The sequence below is a fragment of the Brucella sp. JSBI001 genome (assembly GCF_026014005.1).
Taxonomy (GTDB): Bacteria; Pseudomonadota; Alphaproteobacteria; order Rhizobiales; family Rhizobiaceae; genus Brucella; species Brucella anthropi.
Genome location: NZ_CP110339.1, coordinates 2,769,626 through 2,789,039, shown reverse-complemented (window position 1 = coordinate 2,789,039; position 19,414 = coordinate 2,769,626). Strand labels below are relative to the sequence as shown.

The following is a 19,414-nucleotide window of genomic DNA, read 5'->3' as shown; positions in this document are numbered from 1 at the left end:
TGGTTCATGTATTCATACGAAGACAATATCCGAGCAAAAACACATTAAACGGCCAATTCCAAGAATACGGCGTCGGCTTGATCTGCGTTCAGCAGTTTGCTCCCCGAGCCCTGAATACTCAAATGTTCACAGGGGGCCGTTGTTGAACAGTTTAAAAGAGAAGGCGGCGCCATAACGGCGAAAGGCACTAGCCGGAACTCCAACGGATTCCGGCTAGTGCTTCGTTCTCTCATTGCCATCCGGTTATCATGCCTTATGGGGCGATTGCTCGTAGCGATCGTGGCGGCGTACCCAGTCCATTCCGCCGACCTCGTTGCGGCCCTTCGGAGCGAGATCGAGCATATTGTAAGTGCCCATCATTGCCTCGACACCGCGTCCATAAGTGGAGTAGGTGCGGAAGACCTCGCCTGCATTGTCCTTGTAGAAGGCGCTGACGCCCGGCCATTCTTCACCGTTTTCCTTCCATTCGCCGAAGTTATAGTCAATTTTTCCGCTGGCGACCTCATCGGGTGAGAAGCTCACCCGAAAATCATAGTTGAAGTCAGTGTCAAACGACGACACCCATTTGAACTCCCAGCCCATACGTTTGCGGTAACGTTCAATGTCGGCAAGCGGCGCGCGGGAGACGGCGATCATGGTAACGTCGTGATGCGCAAGGTGCTTGTTCATACCGTCGGTGTGGTCAGCCATGAAGGAGCAGCTGGGACAGCCTTCCTTCCATCCCGGCGCAAACATGAAATGCTGCACCAAGAGTTGAGACCTACCGTCGAAGAGATCGGACAGCGTGCGTGTGCCCTCCGGCGTGTCGAAGACATATTCCTTGTCGATGCGCACCCACGGCAAGGCGAGCCGCTGCTGGGCAACCTTGTCGCGAAGATGTGTCAGCTCCTTCTCCGCTTTCAGGAAATCCCGGCGAGCGGTCAGCCAGTCATCGTGTGAAACAACAGCGTGTTGCATTGTGAGTCTCCTATGGTTTGGTATTGGGGAGTTGGAAACGGGCGGCAAAAAGCTTCATCCACGGCGATAGGTGAAAGAGGCTCATCAACACGTACATCACGGCCATACTGTTGACGGCGGCGAAGGTCGATGCGTCAGAACACATCATTATGTCCTGCGAGCCGGATGCAGAAATCCACGCCATCAGCGCGAATGTCGGAGTTGCGGCGAGCCCAATCCAACCGGACGCTTTGCCCGTCAGTCTGGACGGCGAACCGACCTTTCCTATTACGGTGCGCATTGGCATTTCCGCTTCTCCCATCGAATTGCCGTTTCCAGCGGTTGCGATACAATGAAGCTAGCTCGGATGGAGGCGCGCGTGAGAGTTACAAGTGTGACGGGATTTCAATGGACCCACTGATCGCCGCCGCTGCAAACGCTCTCTCGGCAGGCGATCCCCTCGCCGCGCTGAAAAGGGTTGCATTACGTGATGACCCGCCAGCGCTGGCGTTGCGCGGCATCGCAATGGCGCAACTCGGAGACTTTGTGCGCGCTAGGGGGCTTCTGCGAAGCGCTGCGCGTAATTTCGGTCCGAAAGAACTTGTAGCCCGTGCGCGTTGCGTCGTTGCCGAAGCCGAAATCGCACTTGTTTCGCGTGATCTCGGCCGGTCATTGCAAAGGCTCAATGCAGCCCGGTCGGCACTTCAAGCGTTCGGTGACCGCAGCAACGCGGCCCACGCCGGCTATCTCGAAGCCCGGCACCTTCTCCTGATCGGCCGTCTTGATGAAGCCGAAGCATTGCTCAGTCAATTGGATGACAGCGCTCTGCCTCGCGCGTCGCTGGCTGGTCGGGAACTGGTGGCGGCTGGCATAGCCATCCGCCGCATCAGGACCGAACCGGCGAAAGCAGCTCTGGAACGGGCAAGACAGGCGGCGACAGACGCACGTATTCCGGCGCTCTCGACCGAGGTCGACCGGGCAGCACAAGCATTCGGCGCGCCAGCAGCTCGCTTGGTAACCTGTGGCAAAGAGCGCTTGCTCCATCTCGAAGACATCGAAAGGCTTTTGGCCTCCGATACACTCATAGTGGATACCTGCCGCAATGTAGTGCGTGGAGGGACAACAATAGTTCCACTCATCACTCGTCCGGTGCTGCTTAAACTCATGCGCGCTCTGGCGGAAGCTTGGCCGAAGGATGTAGCACGTGAGACGCTTCTCAAACGCGCTTTCAACGCGCGGCAAGCTGATGTGTCACACCGCGCGCGCCTGCGTGTTGAAGTTGCCCGGCTGCGTGAGGCCGTCAAACCACTGGCGACACTGAATGCAACCAGGGACGGGTTTGTTCTGCAACCTCACACCACGCGCAATGTCGCCGTGCTGGTGCCGCACGTAGAAGGCGACCGTGCCCAAATCCTAGCTTTGCTCAGTGATGGGGAAGCCTGGTCGAGTTCGGCATTGGCGCTCGCCTTGAACGTGAGCCCACGTACGGTGCAGCGAGCACTCGAAGAGCTTGCTCGCGACAGCAAGGTCGAGACATTCGGACGCGGAAGAGCATGCCGCTGGATCGCGGCGAGTGTGCCTGGATTCCCGACAAGCTTGTTGCTCCCCGCCACACAGATTTACAGTTAGGATGAAGACATGAAACACTCAACCGCTGAAATCATCCGTGAATATGGCCCCTTCCCCGATGCAGATGATGTGGCCGGGGTCAGCTTCGACGGCAATAAAGTTTGGTTTGCAACGGGCAAGAAACTGAATGCTCTTGACCCCGAAAGCGGAGAGATCCTGCGCTCGCTCGACGTCGCGGCCGATGCGGGAACCGCGTTCGACGGCGAGCACTTGTTCCAGATCGGTGATTCCATCATCCGAAAGATCGACCCCAAGACCGGGGAGATAGTCGCCACAATACCGGCTCCCGGAAATGGCGGAAATTCCGGCCTGGCCTGGGCAGAGGGTTCGCTCTGGGTCGGACAGCATCGCGCTCGAAAGATACATCAGGTGAACCCCGAGACAGGAGAAGTACTGCGCACGATCGAATCCGATCGGTTCGTCACCGGCGTCACTTGGGTCGACGGCGAACTTTGGCACGGTACGTGGGAAGACACCGGGAGCGATATTCGCCGCATCGATCAGAAAACGGGTGCCCTGCTAGAACGTTTGGACATGCCGGACGGAACCGGAGTATCGGGACTTGAATCCGATGGCGGCGACCTCTTTTTCTGCGGAGGTGGAAGCAGCGGAAAGGTAAGAGCTATTCGTCGGCCCCGACATGGCATCAAATGAGCGCATCGTAGCGGAAGCGCCAGTATGGGCGGAGTGCTGTTCGGGGCGCTACTACATCCGACAGCTGGACATAATGAGCGAAAGCCTTCGCCATATGCGTTCATTGTAAACAAAAAGGGTCAATACGACCAAACAAATTGCAATAGGGTTGGTGCATGACGAATGGGCATCCAGACACAGAAGCCGATGGCCCGCGACAAGCTTGAAGCCCATCGCTTCATGTTTGGGCGATTTGAAAGCATCCATAAGCTTCATAGACCAGCTAACACTGGGAGGCGCATCGCCGCTTGTCATACCAGAAGCCGCCCTCGCCTTTTCGTGAGCTGACAATCCTGTCGAAGTCTGCCTGTCACCAATTTGATTTCATATACAGTTTCCTTAACTACTGACCCACACATTGAAGTGCGAACACATAGATGCCGTCATAAGAGATTCTCTTTTTATGTTGTATAACAATGCCTTATGGATATTCTTCTTACTCTCAAATACAATTGGCATCATCATTTGACATTAGTCAGATCATATGTTTGTCGTGTTGATCGAAAGATTATTCTGTGCAACTCAGTCACAACAGAGACAGTAGGAAACGAGTATGACATCGGGCGCTCAAACACCGTCTGCGCATGCCATCCCGGCCGAGTTCGATGACGCCATCATCTGGGCGGCATGGCTCTATTACGAGAACCAGCTGACCCAGAACGAAATTGCACAGATGATTGGCGTTTCACGCGCAACCATAGTTAACTATCTGCAGGAAGCGCGACAAAGAGGCGTTGTGCGCATCCTGATGAATCCTGAAATCGCGACACGCACGCATATCGCACGTAAATTGGCTGCGCGGTTTGGATTGTCGGAAGTGCTCGTCATTCCATCGGAAAAATCATTCACGACAGAAACGCGTCTGAAAACGCTGGGCGCAGGTGGTGCACGTTTGATGGAACGCATAGTTAAGCCAGGCCAAACCATCTGTGTTTCATGGGGACGCACAGTACTCGCCGTCGCCGACGCTATTTCATTGCCGCAAGCCATGGAAGGGGTGGTCGTAGTGCAGGTCACTGGTTCCTCCATCGGCAAAAGAGAGTTTTCCGCAGAGCTTTGCACATCGATCATGGCGCGAAACATGGGAGCGACCAGCGTCAATATGCTGGCTCCGGCAGTACTGAGCACGGCCAAGCTACGGGATGCCCTTATGAGCGAACCCGTACTCCAGCGACAGTTCGAACTGATCGGCCAGGCCAATATAATTGTGTTCGGTGTCGGCGGCCTGGCCGCCGACAGCACGATGCGCATCGCCGATGTGACCAGTAATGAAGAGATTGATGCTTATGCTCGTGAGGGGGCCGCAGCGGTTCTGATATGCCGCTTTCTTGATCGCGACGGTAACCAAATCGTCCGCGAATTCGACCAGCGCGTTATCGGCATCGAACTGGATGAACTGCGTGGTGTGCCAACGAGGCTCTGCGTTGCGGGTGGAGTCCAGAAGGTCGAAGCGATCCGCGCTGTTCTAAAGGGTGGTTACGCCACGCATCTGGTTACTGATATGGACGCCGCCGAACAGCTTCTTGCCGATTAGAGGGCGAGCCGATTTTTGACCGGCCCACCATCCGTCAGTTTATTGATGAACAGGCACTGTGTTCATGAACGCAAGCGTATCATCGAACGAACGGATACCCGCATCTGAACCGAGTCCCGTCGCGACCAGCGCTGCGGACGCCTGAGCGAAATTCAAAGCAGTTTTCAAGTCCATCTTGCGACGCAATGCTGTAATGAATCCGGCGTCAAAAGCATCACCGCATCCGGTCGTGTCAACAACCTCAATCCGGAAAGCAGGTTGACGCACGATTTCTCCCGATGCGTCCATGAAACAGACACCGTCGCCACCCAGCGTGAACACGCAATGCTTCACACCGCGTTCGAGGAAGAATGCTCCCGCGCCTTCGGCATCCGCTGCCCCCGAAATCTGCTTCGCTTCCTCGATGGACGGCATGAAGTAATCGATATGTGGGAAGAGTGGAGCGATAAGGTCAAGCGTGCCATCATTCGCGCCAAGCAGATCAAAGGTTGTCGTCCTTCCGCGCGCCTTTGCTTCGGCAAGCAACTTACGGCTCGGTTCGCCGTCGAGCTTTGCCAGCAGGCCGGTGCCTCCCAGGTGAATGATCGGTGGTTCCAGCACTGCATCCAGCGCATCGTCGGCGATCTCGAAATGATCGGATGCACCACGTGCATGCAAAGCCGGGCGCTCGCCGTTGCGGCGGATATTCAGAATCGTCGATGATGTTGGCACGCCTCTAAGACGCTGCATCTGTGCCGTATCGACCCCAAAACGTTGTAGCGTCGCGATAACAAAATCGGCCTTCTCATCGTCGCCAACTGCACCCACAGCCAGACAGTTGAGACCGAGTTTGGCTAGGTCCACCACCGTACCGCCGGCGGTGCCTGCAACGGTCAACCGGATTTCATCTATAAACTCAACATTTCCGCCTGGCGGAATTGCATCGACCGGCCGACCGAGCACATCAAGAATATAAAGCCCGACGACCGACACATCGTGTGACATGAAAAACCTCCCAGAAAATGCACAAGACCGCATCAAGAGCGCTTAAGCCAAAGCGCGATTATTTTGGTTTCAGCCGCGATCACGCAAAGCAAAGATTGTGCCAGCAAGCAGAATGAAAATACCTACGATAGCGAGCTGCAGCGTGCTTGGAATGCCAACAAAAATCAGCACATTACTGACAATCGTGATGAGAAGCACGCCGAGTAACGTCCCCATCACTGAGCCTGAACCGCCCGTGATACGCGCTCCGCCCAGCACAACGGCGGCGATAATTTCAAGCTCCATACCTGCAAGGTCAAAAGGATTTGCAAGACGATTGCTCGAAACGTGCACGACGCCCGCAATCCCGGCCAGAAGGCCCGCATAAGCAAAGACGAAAATACGCACACGGAAAAGGTTGACACCCAGTCTTTCGGCAATGCCCGGATTGCCGCCAACCGCAAAAATCGCGCGTCCCATCAGTGTCCGCTCAAGAATGAACCACGTCACGAGGGCAGCAGCCACAAGAACCAGAACCGTCGCCGGTAGAACGGAGACTACACCATTCGATGCATGATGGGTGAAGAGTGATGCCTTGCCAAATGCATCCATCGCCACCGGAATATTCATGAACAGCGCGGTCCCGACAAAGGTCAGCAGAAAGCTGCGGATCACGTATTGCGTGCCGATGGTGACGATAAGCGAAGGCGCCTGCAGCTTCTGGACCAGCAAGCCGTTCAACGCACCGAAAGCAGCCCCCCCAATTGCCGCAAGGATCAGAATGATCGTCATCGGCATTTCGGGGAACCAGTTCGTAATCAGCATGGTAAGAGCGTACATCACAAAGGCTGCAATTGCGGTGAACGAGACGTCAATCCCGCCCGAAGCCAGCACGACCAGCACGCCCATCGCAAACAGTCCGCGCACGACGGAAGCGCGTAGAATATCCACGATATTGCTCATTTGCAGGAAATCAGGATTGGCTGCGATCACGACGACGCAGGTCACGATAATCAAAAGAAGCGTGAACATTTCAGGCCTGCGGCCCATCATATCCCAGAGCCGCGCACCAATACCGGGCTGACCTTTGTCCGTAACGTTGGCTGATACGATCTCGGTCATTGTGCCACCTCCTTCGACGTGCTGGCCATGGATTGGTAGATGGCATCTTCGGTCAGGTCTTCGGCAGCATGTGCTGCAACAATACGGCCCTGACGCATGATGAGAATGCGGTCACTGTTCTGCAGAAGCTCCGGCAGGTCGTCGCTGATGATGATGACGCCCATGCCATCATCGGCTAGGCGCTGGATGATGCGGAAGATCGTATCTTTCGAACCGACATCAACCCCGACTGTTGGCCCATGCAGAATTAACAGTTGCGGGTTAATGGTCAGCCAGCGACCGATCAAAACGCGCTGTTGATTGCCCCCCGATAAAGACTGTACTGGTATGGTGACATCCGGCGCTACAATCTGAAGATCCGCGACACTTTCCTCCGCAACACGGCGTGCGCGACGATCACTGATGATGCCTAGTGCATTGCGCAGCCGATCGAGGATCGGCAAGGTGATATTATCCTGTATGGGCTTTTCGAGGAAAAGGCCTTCCGTCAGCCGATCTTCCGGCACATAACCGATGCCATATTCAATGGCCTGTGCCGTCGATTGTGGTGCGATTTCGCGCCCGTTCAAGCGTACCTTACCATTCGTTGCCGGTTTGACGGCAGCAAGAGCAAGCGCAAGCTCGTTACGACCAGAATCCAGCAGTCCCGTGACACCGAGTATCTCGCCTTTTCTGAGACTGAATGAGACATCCTGAAAGGCTTCACCGTCGCCAAGCTTTTCAACTTCGAGCATGACTTCGCCCAGCTTGGGCTCGGTGCGATAGCGCGTTTGGCTAATTTCGCGACCCGTCATCCAATGACTGAATTCCGCTTTGCTATGCCCAGCGACGTCAAGTTCGGCCACTTTCAATCCGTCGCGCATGATAATTGCACGTCCGCCAAGCAATTTGCATTCATCAAGCTTGTGCGTGACGAACAACACCGCGACACCCTTGTTGCGAAGGCGCTCTACCACATGCAACAGATTTTCAACTTCCTGACGCGTCAGCGATGTCGTGGGCTCGTCCATGATAACGAGACGCGCTTCGGACGCAACGGCGCGTGCAATGGCAATCAGCTGGCGGGTCGCCAGCGGTAGCGTGTCGGTTCGGCGCGAAAGAAACGCCTTGTCGGTTGGTAGGTGCACTTCGGCAAGCGCCCGTCGCGCTGTTTCATTCAGAAGGGAAACGTTCAATCGGCGAGCAAGGCGCCCAGAGGCTTCAACAAGCTGTTCGGTAAAGGCCACGTTTTCCGCAACGGAAAGATTTGGAAGCAGCGACAGGTCCTGATAGACGGTTTCGATCCCGGCGCGAAGGGCTCCTATAGCGCCGAGATCGCCAGCACGCGAGCCTATAACCTCACCATCAATCAGTATTTGCCCCTCATCGGCAGGTTGCGCACCCGAGAGGATTTTGATCAGCGTGCTCTTACCGCAACCGTTCTCTCCCATCAGATGGTAGATTTGTCCGGCTTCGATCGTCAGGCTGACGTCTTTCAGTGCCTTCACGCCGCCAAAGGATTTCTTGACGTTTCTGACCTCAAGAAACGGTGGTACAGGATGTGTCGTGGAATTGACGGCGTGCATGGCGAATTCCTGAAATTATCGAATATTCTTTCCAGGACCGCCGTAGTGTGGTCGGCCCCGGAAGTCAGCTTTGGTGCGTCATTATTCGATTAGAACGGGAAGTCCTTGTAGTTGGACTTGTCCGCATCGACCCAGGCCTGCCCCTGGATGATGATGCCCTTGCCCGGTCCCTTGATGACAGTCATTTTCTCGTAACCCGGCACACCAAGGTCGATACCATCCTTGATCTCCTCACCCTTCAGAACGAGATCGGAGACCTTGTTCATGACATAGCCAGCGTCTTTCGGATCCCAGAAGAAGATCTGGTCGACGGCGCCGCTTTCCAGATATGGGCCGGTATCTTTTGGCAGACCGAGACCGTACACACATGTCTTGTCTTGAAGACCGGCCTCCTCGACAGCGCGGCCAATCCCGATCACATCGATGGCAGAGGATCCCTGAAAGCCCTTGATATCCGGATATTTGCGGAGAATCTCCTTGGCTTTTTCATAGGCGCGGTTGGCATCGTTGAACGACTCGTTCTTTTCCGCCACCAGCTCCATGTCCGGATATTGCTTGGCGTTTTCTGCACCAGCATCAACCCACTGATTGTGAGTCAGGCTGCCCAGTGATCCAACGAAAGAAGTCCACTTACCGGACTTACCCATGCATTCAGCAAGCTTTTCGTTGATGCGTGCGCCGAAAGCCTTGTTGTCGAAGGCTTCGATATCGACGTCCGTATTGACCAGACTATCGCCTTCATGGGTGATGACCTTGATACCACGCTGCGAAGCGCGGCGCAGTACACCTTCAAGCGCTGATGGGTCCATAGGCACGATCGCAATCGCTGAGACGTTCTTGGCGACGAGATCTTCGATAATACGGGTCTGCTGGGCGGCATCCGCTTTTGCGGGTCCGACCTGGCTGGTGCTCACGTTGGGATTATCTTTGCCATAAGCATCAACCCCTTCGTTCATACGGGTAAACCAGTTTTCGCCGGTAACCTTGACCACTGTCACTATGGTGGGCTTGTCTTGGGCAAATGCCGCCCCTGCTACGACTGTACTGGCAAGCATTGTGCCAGCTATTATTTTGGAAAACATGCTCATATGACTCCTCCATGAATATAAGCAGATTGTTTCTTTAGGTGTTTGCCAGCGTCCTTCATCTCGAAGTTGCCGGCTTTGTTTCTATTGTCGTTTTGGTCGTAACCAGTAACCCAAGTGCACGCGTGCCGATGCGAGCAACGCGAGAAGCAGAACACCCCAAGCGAGGTCGCGGAAGAAATTCGAAATGTTCATGAAGTTAAACAGGCTTGAGAGAATCTGCAGCGCGGTTGCAGCCAGCAACACACAGATCACCTTGCCATATCCACCTTCCGGCTTGACGCCGCCAAGAACGGCGATGAGGATAGCAATCAGCACATAAGACCCACCGTAATCCCACTTTACGGACGAGTTGCGTGCCGCGATGATAATTCCCGCAACGGACGCGAGCAGGCCGCACAGCGTATAGGTGATGAGGAGCATGCGTTTCTCATTGATGCCACCGTAGCGCGCCGCCTTGGCGTTGCTTCCGAGCAGCATGAGTTTCACGCCAAAAGGCGTATATTTCAGCAGAAATGAAAGCGCCGCAGCGATAACCAGAAATAGCGCGAAACACATGGGAATGCCGAGAATGGGCATGTTGCCGAAATTATCCAGCGGCTCGATGTAACCCATGCTGACGGCTGAACCGTTAGTGAGATAGACGGCTATGCCGGTAAAAAGAAGCTGTGTTCCAAGTGTAGCGATCAACGGAGTCAAGCGCGCATAGGCTATTACAACCCCATTGATAATGCCGCCAACCAGCCCGACAACGAGCGCTAGACCAGCGAATACCCATGAAAACAGCAAAGGCGCATCAGCAGCCGGAATGTAATGGCGTGTCAGTAAGAACGCGATAATGCCAGCGAGATTTGCTAGCGCTATGCCGGACAGATCGATCCCGCCATTGCCGGAAATCATCGCCAGCATAACCCCCAGCGCAAGAAGTCCCAACTCCGGAACCTGTGAAGCCATCGACTGCAGATTATAACTGTCCATGAAATTGGAGCCGGCCAGAAAGCCGCCCGCTGCCAGAACAGCAACATTGATCAACGCCAGAAATAGCGTCTGTCGATCCAGGCTATTTGATGACACGTCCATCCTCCCGCTATCGAAGCACCTCTTTGATCATCAAACCCTGCCGCCTCCAGACAGTCTTATGACTTGAAGATCAAACTCACTTTTGACATTTGTCAGTCACTTTTGTCTCTTGTCAATATGTTTCCCCCATTCAACGAGATCCTCTAAAAATGGAGCTGCAGGCTGAAACAGCCGAGCACATAGCAACACGCTCTGTCGAAGCCTAACAAGCGCGCAGAACTGCGCTAACAAATTGAATAGAAACGATCATTCATGCCTCCCAGTCCTTAGCCCGGTTATCAAAGGCCAGCGTTTCTCCCCTTCTTTTTACTTTCATACCGCATGGGTTGACATTTGTCGATCATTTATCGAATATTGTCAAAATGGCGACGGCGCTAACTGTTGCCAACGGAGGAACTGCATTGGAATTTCTGCTGGAAGTAGAAGGACTCAAGAAGTCTTTTGGTGGCGTTGCCGCCTTGCGGGATGGACGGCTGAAGTTGCGAGCTGGCTCAGTTCACGCACTGTGCGGTGGAAACGGTGCAGGCAAATCCACTTTCCTGAAGATATTGATGGGGATTTATACCCGCGACGACGGTCACATCCGGCGACGTGGAAAAGACGTTGTTTATTCCAGCCCCGCTGAAGCGCTTCAGGCCGGGATCGCCATTATCGAGCAGGAATTAAGTCCGGTTCCGCATATGACCGTCGCTGAGAATATCTATCTCGGTCGCGAGCCGCTCCGTCGCTTCGGCGGAATTGACTTCAAGACGATGAACCGAAATGCTCAGAAACTTCTAGATCAGCTCGAATTCAAGATCCGTGCCAACCAGTTCATGATGAACCTGTCTGTTGCCCAGGTTCAGCTCGTCGAGATCGCCAAGGCGCTCAGCCACGATGCCGAAGTCATTTTTATGGACGAGCCGACTTCGGCCATCGGCGAAAAAGAAGCGCAACATCTCTTTGCCGCGATAGAGCGCCTGAAAGCGAGCGGAAAAGGTATCGTCTATGTCTCGCATCGCCTGTCGGAAATTTTCCAGATCGCCGATACCTATACTGTGTTTCGTGACGGCAGCTATATAGATAGCGGCAATCTCGATGGCATTACCCGTGCCGAATTGATCCGTATGATCGTCGGACGGGAGCTGGGCGACGAATATATCAAGACCAATGCACCAACTGAAATACCAGGCATTGAGGTCTCCGGCCTTAGCGCGCCCGGCAAGATAACCGACATCTCCTTTACAGCACATAAGGGCGAGATTTTCGGCATTTACGGATTGATGGGGTCTGGCCGATCAGAAATATTCAACTGTCTTTTCGGGCTGGATAAAGCCTCCCAGGGTGCAATCAGACTTGAGAGTAAACCCGTCACCGTCCGGCGACCCTCCGATGCCATGGCTTTGGGACTGGCCTTTGTGACAGAAGATCGCAAGCTGACCGGCCTTAACCTTGATGACAGCGTTCGCAACAATATCTGCCTTGCCAGTCTTCCCGAGATGAGCCCGCATTTTGCAATGAACCAGCGTGAGGAAACATCCGCCAGCAGAGACATGATCGAACGGTTCAGGATCAAGGTCGCGCGCGATACGATGCCCGTTTCCGGCCTTTCGGGAGGCAATCAGCAGAAGGTCGTGCTGGGAAAATGGTTCCTGAGAAAACCACGCGTTCTGCTGCTTGATGAACCCACACGCGGCGTCGATGTCGGCGCGAAACAGGAAATTTATCGCATCATCTGTGAATTTGCCGCTGAAGGCGGGACCGTCATCATGGTCTCTTCCGAGATTGATGAAGTTCTTGGCATGTCCGATCGCATCATGGTCATGCGCAGCGGACAGTCGGCAGGCATTTTTCGCAGGGAGGAAACGGACGCGCAGTCGCTGGTGCATCTTTCGACATGAAAGCCACCCCAAAAGCACCGTGTTTCGTTCTAGAGAGGTAGAACAGTGTCCACCACAGAAAACAATTCATCGACGAGCTGGTTTGGCTCCGAACGTCGCAGACTGGTCATCCAGGAATATGGCATATTCATCGCCTTTCTGCTCCTGGTTACGATCCTCTCATTCTCCAACCAGTATTTCCTGACAGCAGGCAATATCTCCAACGTCCTGCTACAGACCTCGATCAACGGCATTCTCGCCATTGGCATGACCTTCGTCATTCTGACGCGTGGCATTGACCTCTCCGTTGGCTCGGTGGTGGCATTGGCCGGTATTGTCAGCGCCAGCTTTGCAACCACGTCGCGACTGCGGGTGTTGCAGGCGCTCCCTATTCGCCATTCATAGCCATTCCCGTTGGCCTCTTGGTGGGCGTTGGCTGCGGCGCGCTCGTCGGCACGATTGTCTCGCGCTTCGCGGTTCCAGCCTTTGTCGCGACATTGGGCATGCTTTCCGCTGCGCGCGGCCTGACGCTCATCTATGGCGGTGGCAAGCCGGTGCCTGCTCTCATCCCGGATTTCCGCTGGATCGGAACCGGAAACATACTGGGTATTCCGGTTCCGGTTATTTTGCTCGCCGTCGTCTTTCTGGCATCGTGGTGGATCCTCAACCGTTCACGGTTCGGGCGCTATATCTATGCTGTCGGCGGCAATCCCCATGCTGCCAATACATCGGGCATCAATATTTCCCGGGTGCGTTTTTCGGTCTACGTCATCTCCGGCGGCCTTGCAGGTCTTGCAGGCATGATCCTGTCAGCTCGCACCGGCTCCGCCCTCCCGCAGGCCGGTATCAGCTATGAACTCGACGCCATCGCAGCGGTCGTCATTGGCGGCACCAGCTTGTCCGGCGGCGTCGGCCGCATCACCGGAACGCTCATCGGCGCACTCATCATTGGTGTCATGAACAATGGCCTCGATCTGATGGGCATCCAGTCCTACTACCAGCAGGTTCTGAAAGGCGCCTTGATCGTCGGCGCAGTCATGCTTGACCAGAAGCGCAACCAAAATGCGTAATCTACCCTGACTTGTAACAACAAACGTGCCGCCCGACCGGGGCCAATTATCAAAGGAGGAGAATGAAATGAAGAAACTTCTCATTGCGCTTGCCGCAGCATCTGCACTGATGGTGACACCATCTCTGGCGCAGGACAAGAAACTCAAGATCGGCGCTGCACCATACGGGCTCAATGCTGAATTCATGCAGGTCTGGTCCGAAGCGCTGAAAAAACACCCTGCCGTGAAGAACGGAGAAGTCGATCTGACCATCTTCGACGGACGTTACGACGCTCTCGTGCAACAGGAACAATTCAACACGATGATCACGCAGAAATTCGATGCGATCATCTTCGTTCCTATTGACATCGAAGCGGGTGCTACGGCCGTTCAGGCAGCCAGCGATGCAGGCATTCCGGTTGTCGGCTCGAACACCCGCGTCAACTCCGAGCTGCTTGCCGCCTATGTCGGCTCCGACGATACGATTTCGGGCTATATGGAAGCCAAGAACGTTCTCGACAAGATCGGCTGCAAAGGCAATGTCGTCATTCTGGAAGGCCCGATCGGCAGTCCGCACAGATTTCCCGTCTGGAAGGTAACAAGAAGGCTCTTGCCGAATGCCCGGACGTGAAAGTTCTCGAAGACCAAACCGCAAACTGGTCTCGCGCTGAGGCCCAGACACTTATGGAGAACTGGCTGACGGCTCATCCCGGCCAGATCAACGGCGTGATCGGTCAAAACGATGAAATGGCACTGGGTGCAATCGAAGCGATCAAAGCCGCCAATCTCAAAGTGGGCGATTTTTCCATTGCCGGCATCGATGGCATTACCGATGCACTGCGTGCTGTCAAGGAAGGCACGATGACCTCCATCCTGCAGGACGCGAACGCTCAGGCGCAAGGCGCCCTCGACCTCGCGATCTTCCACGCCAAGAAGGGCGACTACAAACCTCAGTCCGATATCTGGGCCCAATATCCCGATATGCCTTTCAACGACGGCAAGGACAAGAACTACAATGTTCCATGGACGCCGGTGACGGCTGAGAACGTCGACAAGCTCCTGGAAAGCCGCAAGTAAAATTGTCTGGGCGGCCCGGCACACCCTCTCATGAAAAGTGTCATGAACGCGCCGGGCCATCAGGCTCACAATCCAGAACTCCGAGGCAAAAATGTCCGATCAAGCTCCCCAAATTGACCTGAACTTTCCACTCACCGGAAAAGTTGCCATCGTGACCGGAGGCGCTTCCGGCATTGGTGCTGCAATTTCCACGGCTTTCATTGCCAAAGGAGCTAAAGTTGCTGTGCTGGACATTAGTGCCGACATAGCGAAAGCCAAAGCCGAGGAGCTTGGCGAAAACGCAAAGCCCTTCGTTTGCGATGTTTCCAACCAGCAATCGGTCAACGATGCGATCGCCAGCGTTATCGAACAACTCGGGGTTATCGATATTGCGGTCAACAGCGCAGGCGTGGTCTATCTGGCTCCGGCGGAAGATATATCGCTCGACTATTGGGACAAGACGATCAACATCAATCTCAAGGGAAGCTTTCTCGTCACTCAGGCCGTTGGTCGCACCATGATTGCGGCAGGCAAGGGTGGCAAGATTATCAATCTGGCTTCCCAGGCCGGAACCGTGGCCATTGAAGAGCATGTCGCCTATTGCGCGTCTAAGTTCGGCGTCATTGGCATGTCGAAGACATTTGCCGCCGAATGGGGCAAATATGGCATCTGCGTCAACACGCTTTCCCCGACCATCGTCCTCACCGAACTTGGCAAGAAAGCATGGGCTGGCGAAAAGGGTGAGGCCGCAAAGAAACGCATTCCGATTGGGCGCTTCGCATATCCGGAAGAAATCGCCGCCGCTGCAGTCTTCTTTGCCTCAGCTGGAGCAGACATGATTACAGGCGCCGATCTTCTGGTCGATGGCGGCTATACCATTCTTTGAGCCCGGCGCTCATTCACCTTATAGGAGATACCATGCAGCGCTTCATCAACAATCCGGACGAAGTCGTTGAGGATACTGTAAAGGGCTTTGTCAAAGCTCATTCCGACATCGTTCGACTTGCAGAAAACCCGCGTGTCATTGTCGCCAGAAACGCCCCTATCGCTGGCAAAGTCGGTGTCGTCACCGGCGGCGGTTCCGGTCACGAACCGGCATTCATCGGTTATACCGGTAAGAACATGCTTGACGCTGTAGCGGTCGGTGAACTGTTTTCCTCCCCCACTGCCAAGAGCTTCCATGACGCAATCCGCGAAGCTAATGGCGGCAAAGGTGTTGTCGTACTTTACGGTAATTATGCCGGTGACAACATGAACGTGAAGATGGCCGCGAAACTTGCCGCCAAAGACGGTATAGAAGTTGCCACTGTTGTCGCTAATGACGATGTCTGCTCAGCCCCGGTCGATGAACGTGAAAAACGTCGCGGCGTCGCTGGCGAGATATTCATGTGGAAGGTTGGCGGTGCAAAAGCGGCAACCGGAGCCACGCTCGAAGAGGTTCGCGCAACAGCTCAGAAGGCCATCGACAACTGCCGCTCAATCGGTGTTGGTCTCGGCCCATGCACATTGCCCGCAGTCGGACATCCGAATTTCGAGATTGCGCCGGGTACAATGGAAGTCGGTATTGGTCATCATGGCGAACCGGGCGTGCGGGTTGAGCCGCTTAAGTCTGCTGCCGAGGTAGCAAAAGACATGTGCCAGATCGTGCTTGACGATCATGCACTGGCAGAAGGTACCGAAGTCGCCGTTCTCATTTCAGGTCTCGGTGCAACACCGCTCAACGAACTTTATATTCTGAATGATACGATTGAGTCGGAAATTACCAAACGCGGCCTGAAAATCCATCGCACCTATATCGGCAACTACTTCACGTCACTTGAAATGGTAGGAGCAACGCTGACAGTCATGGCGCTGGACAGCGAGCTGAAGGAATTGCTCGATGTCGAAGTGCAGTGCACCATCATTCTGTAAGGAAGAGACCTGTGCAAACACTTAATAACGCAACAGCCGGAGACATTGTACTCGCAATGGCCGACCGGATTGTCGAAAATCGCGCCTATCTCAGTGAAATTGATGGGAAAATCGGAGACGGGGATCACGGCGTCAACATGGCCAAGGGCTTCAACATGGCTGCTGAACGCCTGAAGGGAAAGAACAAAGCTCTGGCTGCTTCCCTCGATACGCTCGGCACTGTGCTCATGACCGAGATTGGCGGTTCGATGGGACCACTTTATGGTGTTATGTTCACCGAATTTGCAGAAAAAATCGATGGGATCGACAATATCGATGCCGCTGCTTTCAGCCGTATGCTTCATGCCGGACTGGAGGGCATTCAGTCCATCGGTTCTGCCAAGGTTGGTGACAAAACCTTGCTGGATACGCTTGTGCCAGCGGTCGAAGCCTTCGATGAAGCCACTGCTGCCGGAAGAACCTTTGCCGAGGCACTCGAAGCTCTGGTTGCTGCCGCTGAGAAAGGCCGCGACTCCACAATTGATCTGGTGGCGAAAATCGGTCGTGCCAGCCGTCTTGGCGAGCGATCACTGGGCGTGCTGGATGCCGGAGCGACCTCATGCGCGATCATCCTTAAAGAGCTTTCCAACGGTGCGCGGGAACGATTGCAGTAATACGAGCATCTACATTCAAATAGATTTGGCGCACTGTCGCGAAACCGGGCCGATCCGTTCTCCGGCAGATTGAATCCGGTAGGAAACAAACAAAAACATTGTATTGCAGGACAAGCCGGCAGATAGAAGGAAAAACCACGGGAATTAGTGCAAACAAGATGGCGTCAAACGGAAAAACAACCGCAAGCAAAATCGGACAGCTGGTCCCGACTGATGGCATTCCACTGCGATATGGCGACGATCCTTACGTCTGGGCTTGCTGGCTTTACTATGAAGATGGACGCACGCAAGGCGAAATCGCCGAAATCATGGGAATTTCGCGAGCCACGGTGAACAGCTATTTGGCAGATGCACGTAGCCGTGGCATCGTCAATATCTCGATCGAACCCGCACGCCTCAGTTCTCTTGCAATCGCCCAGGAACTCAAGCGTCATTTCGGTTTGAATGACTGTCTGGTGGTGCCCAATGACGACGGTGCACAGACTCTTATTGACCGGCTCGGGACAGCCGCAGCGCAGGCCATCGCCAAGCTTCTGAAATCGGGAGACACACTTGCTGTAGCCTGGGGACGAACAGTTCTCGCGATCGCCGAAAATACTCGCATATCCAACCTGCAGGATGTGACCGTCGTACAGGCGACGGGCGGAACGCGCGCCAGTTTTGCTTACACCCCCGAACTATGCGCGGCCGCCATGGCCCGGGCGACAAATGCACACCTCGTCAACATCACCGCGCCTGCCATCGTATCCAGTCCCGATGTAAAAGCGGCGATTATCGGAGAACCGATTATTGCGGAGCAATTTCAGGCGCTCAATCATGCGAACAAGGCACTGTTCGGCATTTCTTCGCTACGACCAAATTCGACAATTCACACCAGCGGCTTTTTTGAGAACGTCTCTATACAGGATTATCTCACCAAAAATGCCGTCGGCGTCGTGGCTGGACGCTTCATCGATTCTTATGGGCGGCCCGTGTCCGGACCACTTGACGACAGGACCATCGGTATCACGCTCGACATGCTGCAAAACATCGACACGCGTATCGCCGTTGCGGGTGGCTTCGACAAGGTACCGGCAATTCTTGCAGCGTTGCGAGGCGACTATGTCAATGTTCTGATTACTGATGCTGCGACAGGGCGCGGCATTCTCAATGCGGACGGCGTGACAGAAATCGACAGCAAGCTTTCCCAGAAGCTGCGTGCAGAACCGACAGTCAATGTGTCCAGCCATTATCGTACGCATATCAAGAAATTTCTGAACAGCCCAGACGATGTCGTCGAGGAAATGCTTGACGGTGTCATCAAAGCGCACCGATCCTATCTTGCTCCGATCAAGGAATCGAAACGTGCACTCGTCGCACGTCAGGGTCCGCGGCAGGGAAAAGTTGGCCTGGTAATTGGCGGTGGGTCAGGACATGAACCCTGCTTTCTTGGTTATGTCGGCAAAGGTCTTGCCGATGCTGTAGCTATCGGCAATGTCTTTTCTTCCCCTCCGCCGGCCCCAATCCTTGAATGTGCCAAGGCGGCCTCCGGCGGAGAAGGCGTGCTCTTCGTGTACGGTAATTATGTCGGAGACGTCATGAACTTCGAGATGGCTGCCGAAATGGCGCAAGAAGTTGCTATTCCGACGCGCACCGTTCTGACGACAGACGACATATCCTCTTCCCCCATAGAGGATCGCGATGGCCGTCGCGGTGTCGCGGGTAACTTCTTCATTTTCAAGGTGGCAGGTGCAGCCTGTGATCGGGGCATGTCGCTTGAGGCGTGCGAGGCGGTAACACGCAAGGCCAATCGGCGCACCTATACGATGGGTGTCGCGTTGGAGCCCTGTTCTTTGCCTCAGACGCGACGCCACAATTTTGAAATCGGTGCCGAGGAAATGGAAATCGGCATGGGTATTCACGGCGAACGGGGCGTTATCCGCGAAAAAATGATGCCAGCCGACGCTATTGTTGATCACATCATGGATCGGATTTTCAGTGAGATGAATGCGTCACCCGGAGACAGGGTGGCAGTGCTCGTAAATTCGTTCGGTTCAACGCCACTCATGGAACTGTACATCCTGTTCAGACGTGTCGAACAACGCTTAAGTGCTAAACAAATAACAATCGAAGCCAACTGGATCGGCCATTACTGTACATCGTTGGATATGAATGGAGCATCCATATCCATCATGCATCTCGACCAGGAATTGTCCGGTCTCCTATCACACCCTTGCGATACGGCTTTTCTTCGGATCAACTGACTAATGCCGCCTCCGGCGGATCATGAATTCCAGATC

At 54.6% G+C, this 19,414-nt stretch carries 15 protein-coding genes and 2 pseudogenes; 10 read left to right on the top strand and 7 right to left on the bottom strand.

The window, feature by feature from the left end:
* Window positions 1-246: 246 nt before the first annotated feature.
* On the bottom strand, window positions 247-957 hold the full coding sequence (locus LJ361_RS13225; protein ID WP_029926520.1) for a DUF899 domain-containing protein: 711 nt from the start codon (window positions 955-957) through the stop codon (window positions 247-249).
* 10 nt (window positions 958-967) lie between these two features.
* Entirely contained in the window at window positions 968-1,258 is a 291-nt protein-coding gene (locus LJ361_RS13220; RefSeq protein WP_036563506.1) for a hypothetical protein, read from the bottom strand.
* Between the two features lie 86 nt (window positions 1,259-1,344).
* On the opposite strand from LJ361_RS13220, the gene LJ361_RS13215 reads away from it, so the two are divergent.
* The 3 genes from LJ361_RS13215 to LJ361_RS13205 all read left to right on the top strand — a co-directional run bounded on the left by LJ361_RS13215 (window position 1,345) and on the right by LJ361_RS13205 (window position 4,792).
* Complete coding sequence (locus LJ361_RS13215; protein WP_264811708.1) at window positions 1,345-2,565, top strand: HTH domain-containing protein; 1,221 nt, start codon at window positions 1,345-1,347, stop codon at window positions 2,563-2,565.
* Between the two features lie 9 nt (window positions 2,566-2,574).
* A complete protein-coding gene (locus LJ361_RS13210; RefSeq protein ID WP_151664708.1) occupies window positions 2,575-3,219 on the top strand; it encodes a glutaminyl-peptide cyclotransferase in 645 nt (214 codons plus the stop codon).
* A gap of 592 nt (window positions 3,220-3,811) precedes the next feature.
* Window positions 3,812-4,792 (top strand): sugar-binding transcriptional regulator, encoded by a 981-nt coding sequence (locus tag LJ361_RS13205; RefSeq protein WP_010659239.1) that lies wholly within the window; start codon window positions 3,812-3,814, stop codon window positions 4,790-4,792.
* A gap of 39 nt (window positions 4,793-4,831) precedes the next feature.
* Here the strand turns inward: LJ361_RS13205 and LJ361_RS13200 are convergent, their stop codons facing one another.
* From LJ361_RS13200 to LJ361_RS13180, 5 genes are all read right to left on the bottom strand, one after another.
* Window positions 4,832-5,776 (bottom strand): carbohydrate kinase family protein, encoded by a 945-nt coding sequence (locus LJ361_RS13200; RefSeq protein ID WP_029926512.1) that lies wholly within the window; start codon window positions 5,774-5,776, stop codon window positions 4,832-4,834.
* A 69-nt stretch (window positions 5,777-5,845) separates the two neighbouring features.
* The gene (locus LJ361_RS13195; RefSeq protein WP_264811705.1) at window positions 5,846-6,877 is read right to left on the bottom strand and encodes an ABC transporter permease; all 1,032 of its coding nucleotides are present in this window, start codon (window positions 6,875-6,877) and stop codon (window positions 5,846-5,848) included.
* On the bottom strand, window positions 6,874-8,442 hold the full coding sequence (locus tag LJ361_RS13190) for a sugar ABC transporter ATP-binding protein (protein ID WP_264811704.1): 1,569 nt from the start codon (window positions 8,440-8,442) through the stop codon (window positions 6,874-6,876). Before LJ361_RS13190 ends, LJ361_RS13195 begins: the two co-directional genes overlap by 4 nt.
* A gap of 89 nt (window positions 8,443-8,531) precedes the next feature.
* A complete protein-coding gene (locus tag LJ361_RS13185; RefSeq protein ID WP_151664705.1) occupies window positions 8,532-9,530 on the bottom strand; it encodes an autoinducer 2 ABC transporter substrate-binding protein in 999 nt (332 codons plus the stop codon).
* 81 nt (window positions 9,531-9,611) lie between these two features.
* Complete coding sequence (locus tag LJ361_RS13180; RefSeq protein ID WP_010659244.1) at window positions 9,612-10,601, bottom strand: ABC transporter permease; 990 nt, start codon at window positions 10,599-10,601, stop codon at window positions 9,612-9,614.
* Between the two features lie 407 nt (window positions 10,602-11,008).
* Here LJ361_RS13180 and LJ361_RS13175 point away from each other — a divergent pair, with 407 nt between their 5' ends.
* From LJ361_RS13175 to LJ361_RS13145, 7 genes and pseudogenes are all read left to right on the top strand, one after another.
* Entirely contained in the window at window positions 11,009-12,487 is a 1,479-nt protein-coding gene (locus LJ361_RS13175; RefSeq protein WP_264811702.1) for a sugar ABC transporter ATP-binding protein, read from the top strand.
* Window positions 12,488-12,532: 45 nt separating this feature from the next.
* A pseudogene (locus tag LJ361_RS13170) lies at window positions 12,533-13,536 on the top strand (ABC transporter permease).
* 67 nt (window positions 13,537-13,603) lie between these two features.
* A pseudogene (locus LJ361_RS13165) lies at window positions 13,604-14,592 on the top strand (substrate-binding domain-containing protein).
* 91 nt (window positions 14,593-14,683) lie between these two features.
* Window positions 14,684-15,457 carry an SDR family oxidoreductase gene (locus LJ361_RS13160; protein WP_264811701.1) on the top strand — a complete coding sequence of 258 codons (774 nt, stop codon included), beginning with the start codon at window positions 14,684-14,686 and terminating at the stop codon, window positions 15,455-15,457.
* 32 nt (window positions 15,458-15,489) lie between these two features.
* Window positions 15,490-16,482, top strand: coding sequence for a dihydroxyacetone kinase subunit DhaK (locus tag LJ361_RS13155; protein ID WP_264811700.1), 993 nt, complete (start codon window positions 15,490-15,492; stop codon window positions 16,480-16,482).
* Window positions 16,483-16,493: 11 nt separating this feature from the next.
* Window positions 16,494-17,135 (top strand): dihydroxyacetone kinase subunit DhaL, encoded by a 642-nt coding sequence (gene dhaL / locus LJ361_RS13150; protein ID WP_029926498.1) that lies wholly within the window; start codon window positions 16,494-16,496, stop codon window positions 17,133-17,135.
* A gap of 158 nt (window positions 17,136-17,293) precedes the next feature.
* Window positions 17,294-19,378: a bifunctional sugar-binding transcriptional regulator/dihydroxyacetone kinase subunit DhaK gene (locus LJ361_RS13145; RefSeq protein ID WP_264811699.1), complete on the top strand. Its 2,085-nt coding sequence runs from the start codon at window positions 17,294-17,296 to the stop codon at window positions 19,376-19,378.
* Window positions 19,379-19,414: the final 36 nt, after the last annotated feature.

Bases quoted from the DNA above. Each gene is read 5' to 3' on its own strand.
- LJ361_RS13190 (WP_264811704.1), bottom strand. From the start codon at position 8,442: ATGCACGCCGTCAATTCCACGACACATCCTGTACCACCGTTTCTTGAG.
- LJ361_RS13210 (WP_151664708.1), top strand. From the start codon at position 2,575: ATGAAACACTCAACCGCTGAAATCATCCGTGAATATGGCCCCTTCCCC.
- LJ361_RS13155 (WP_264811700.1), top strand. From the start codon at position 15,490: ATGCAGCGCTTCATCAACAATCCGGACGAAGTCGTTGAGGATACTGTA.
- LJ361_RS13145 (WP_264811699.1), top strand. From the start codon at position 17,294: ATGGCGTCAAACGGAAAAACAACCGCAAGCAAAATCGGACAGCTGGTC.
- LJ361_RS13200 (WP_029926512.1), bottom strand. From the start codon at position 5,776: ATGTCACACGATGTGTCGGTCGTCGGGCTTTATATTCTTGATGTGCTC.
- LJ361_RS13160 (WP_264811701.1), top strand. From the start codon at position 14,684: ATGTCCGATCAAGCTCCCCAAATTGACCTGAACTTTCCACTCACCGGA.
- LJ361_RS13205 (WP_010659239.1), top strand. From the start codon at position 3,812: ATGACATCGGGCGCTCAAACACCGTCTGCGCATGCCATCCCGGCCGAG.
- LJ361_RS13220 (WP_036563506.1), bottom strand. From the start codon at position 1,258: ATGGGAGAAGCGGAAATGCCAATGCGCACCGTAATAGGAAAGGTCGGT.
- LJ361_RS13225 (WP_029926520.1), bottom strand. From the start codon at position 957: ATGCAACACGCTGTTGTTTCACACGATGACTGGCTGACCGCTCGCCGG.
- LJ361_RS13215 (WP_264811708.1), top strand. From the start codon at position 1,345: ATGGACCCACTGATCGCCGCCGCTGCAAACGCTCTCTCGGCAGGCGAT.
- LJ361_RS13195 (WP_264811705.1), bottom strand. From the start codon at position 6,877: ATGACCGAGATCGTATCAGCCAACGTTACGGACAAAGGTCAGCCCGGT.
- LJ361_RS13185 (WP_151664705.1), bottom strand. From the start codon at position 9,530: ATGAGCATGTTTTCCAAAATAATAGCTGGCACAATGCTTGCCAGTACA.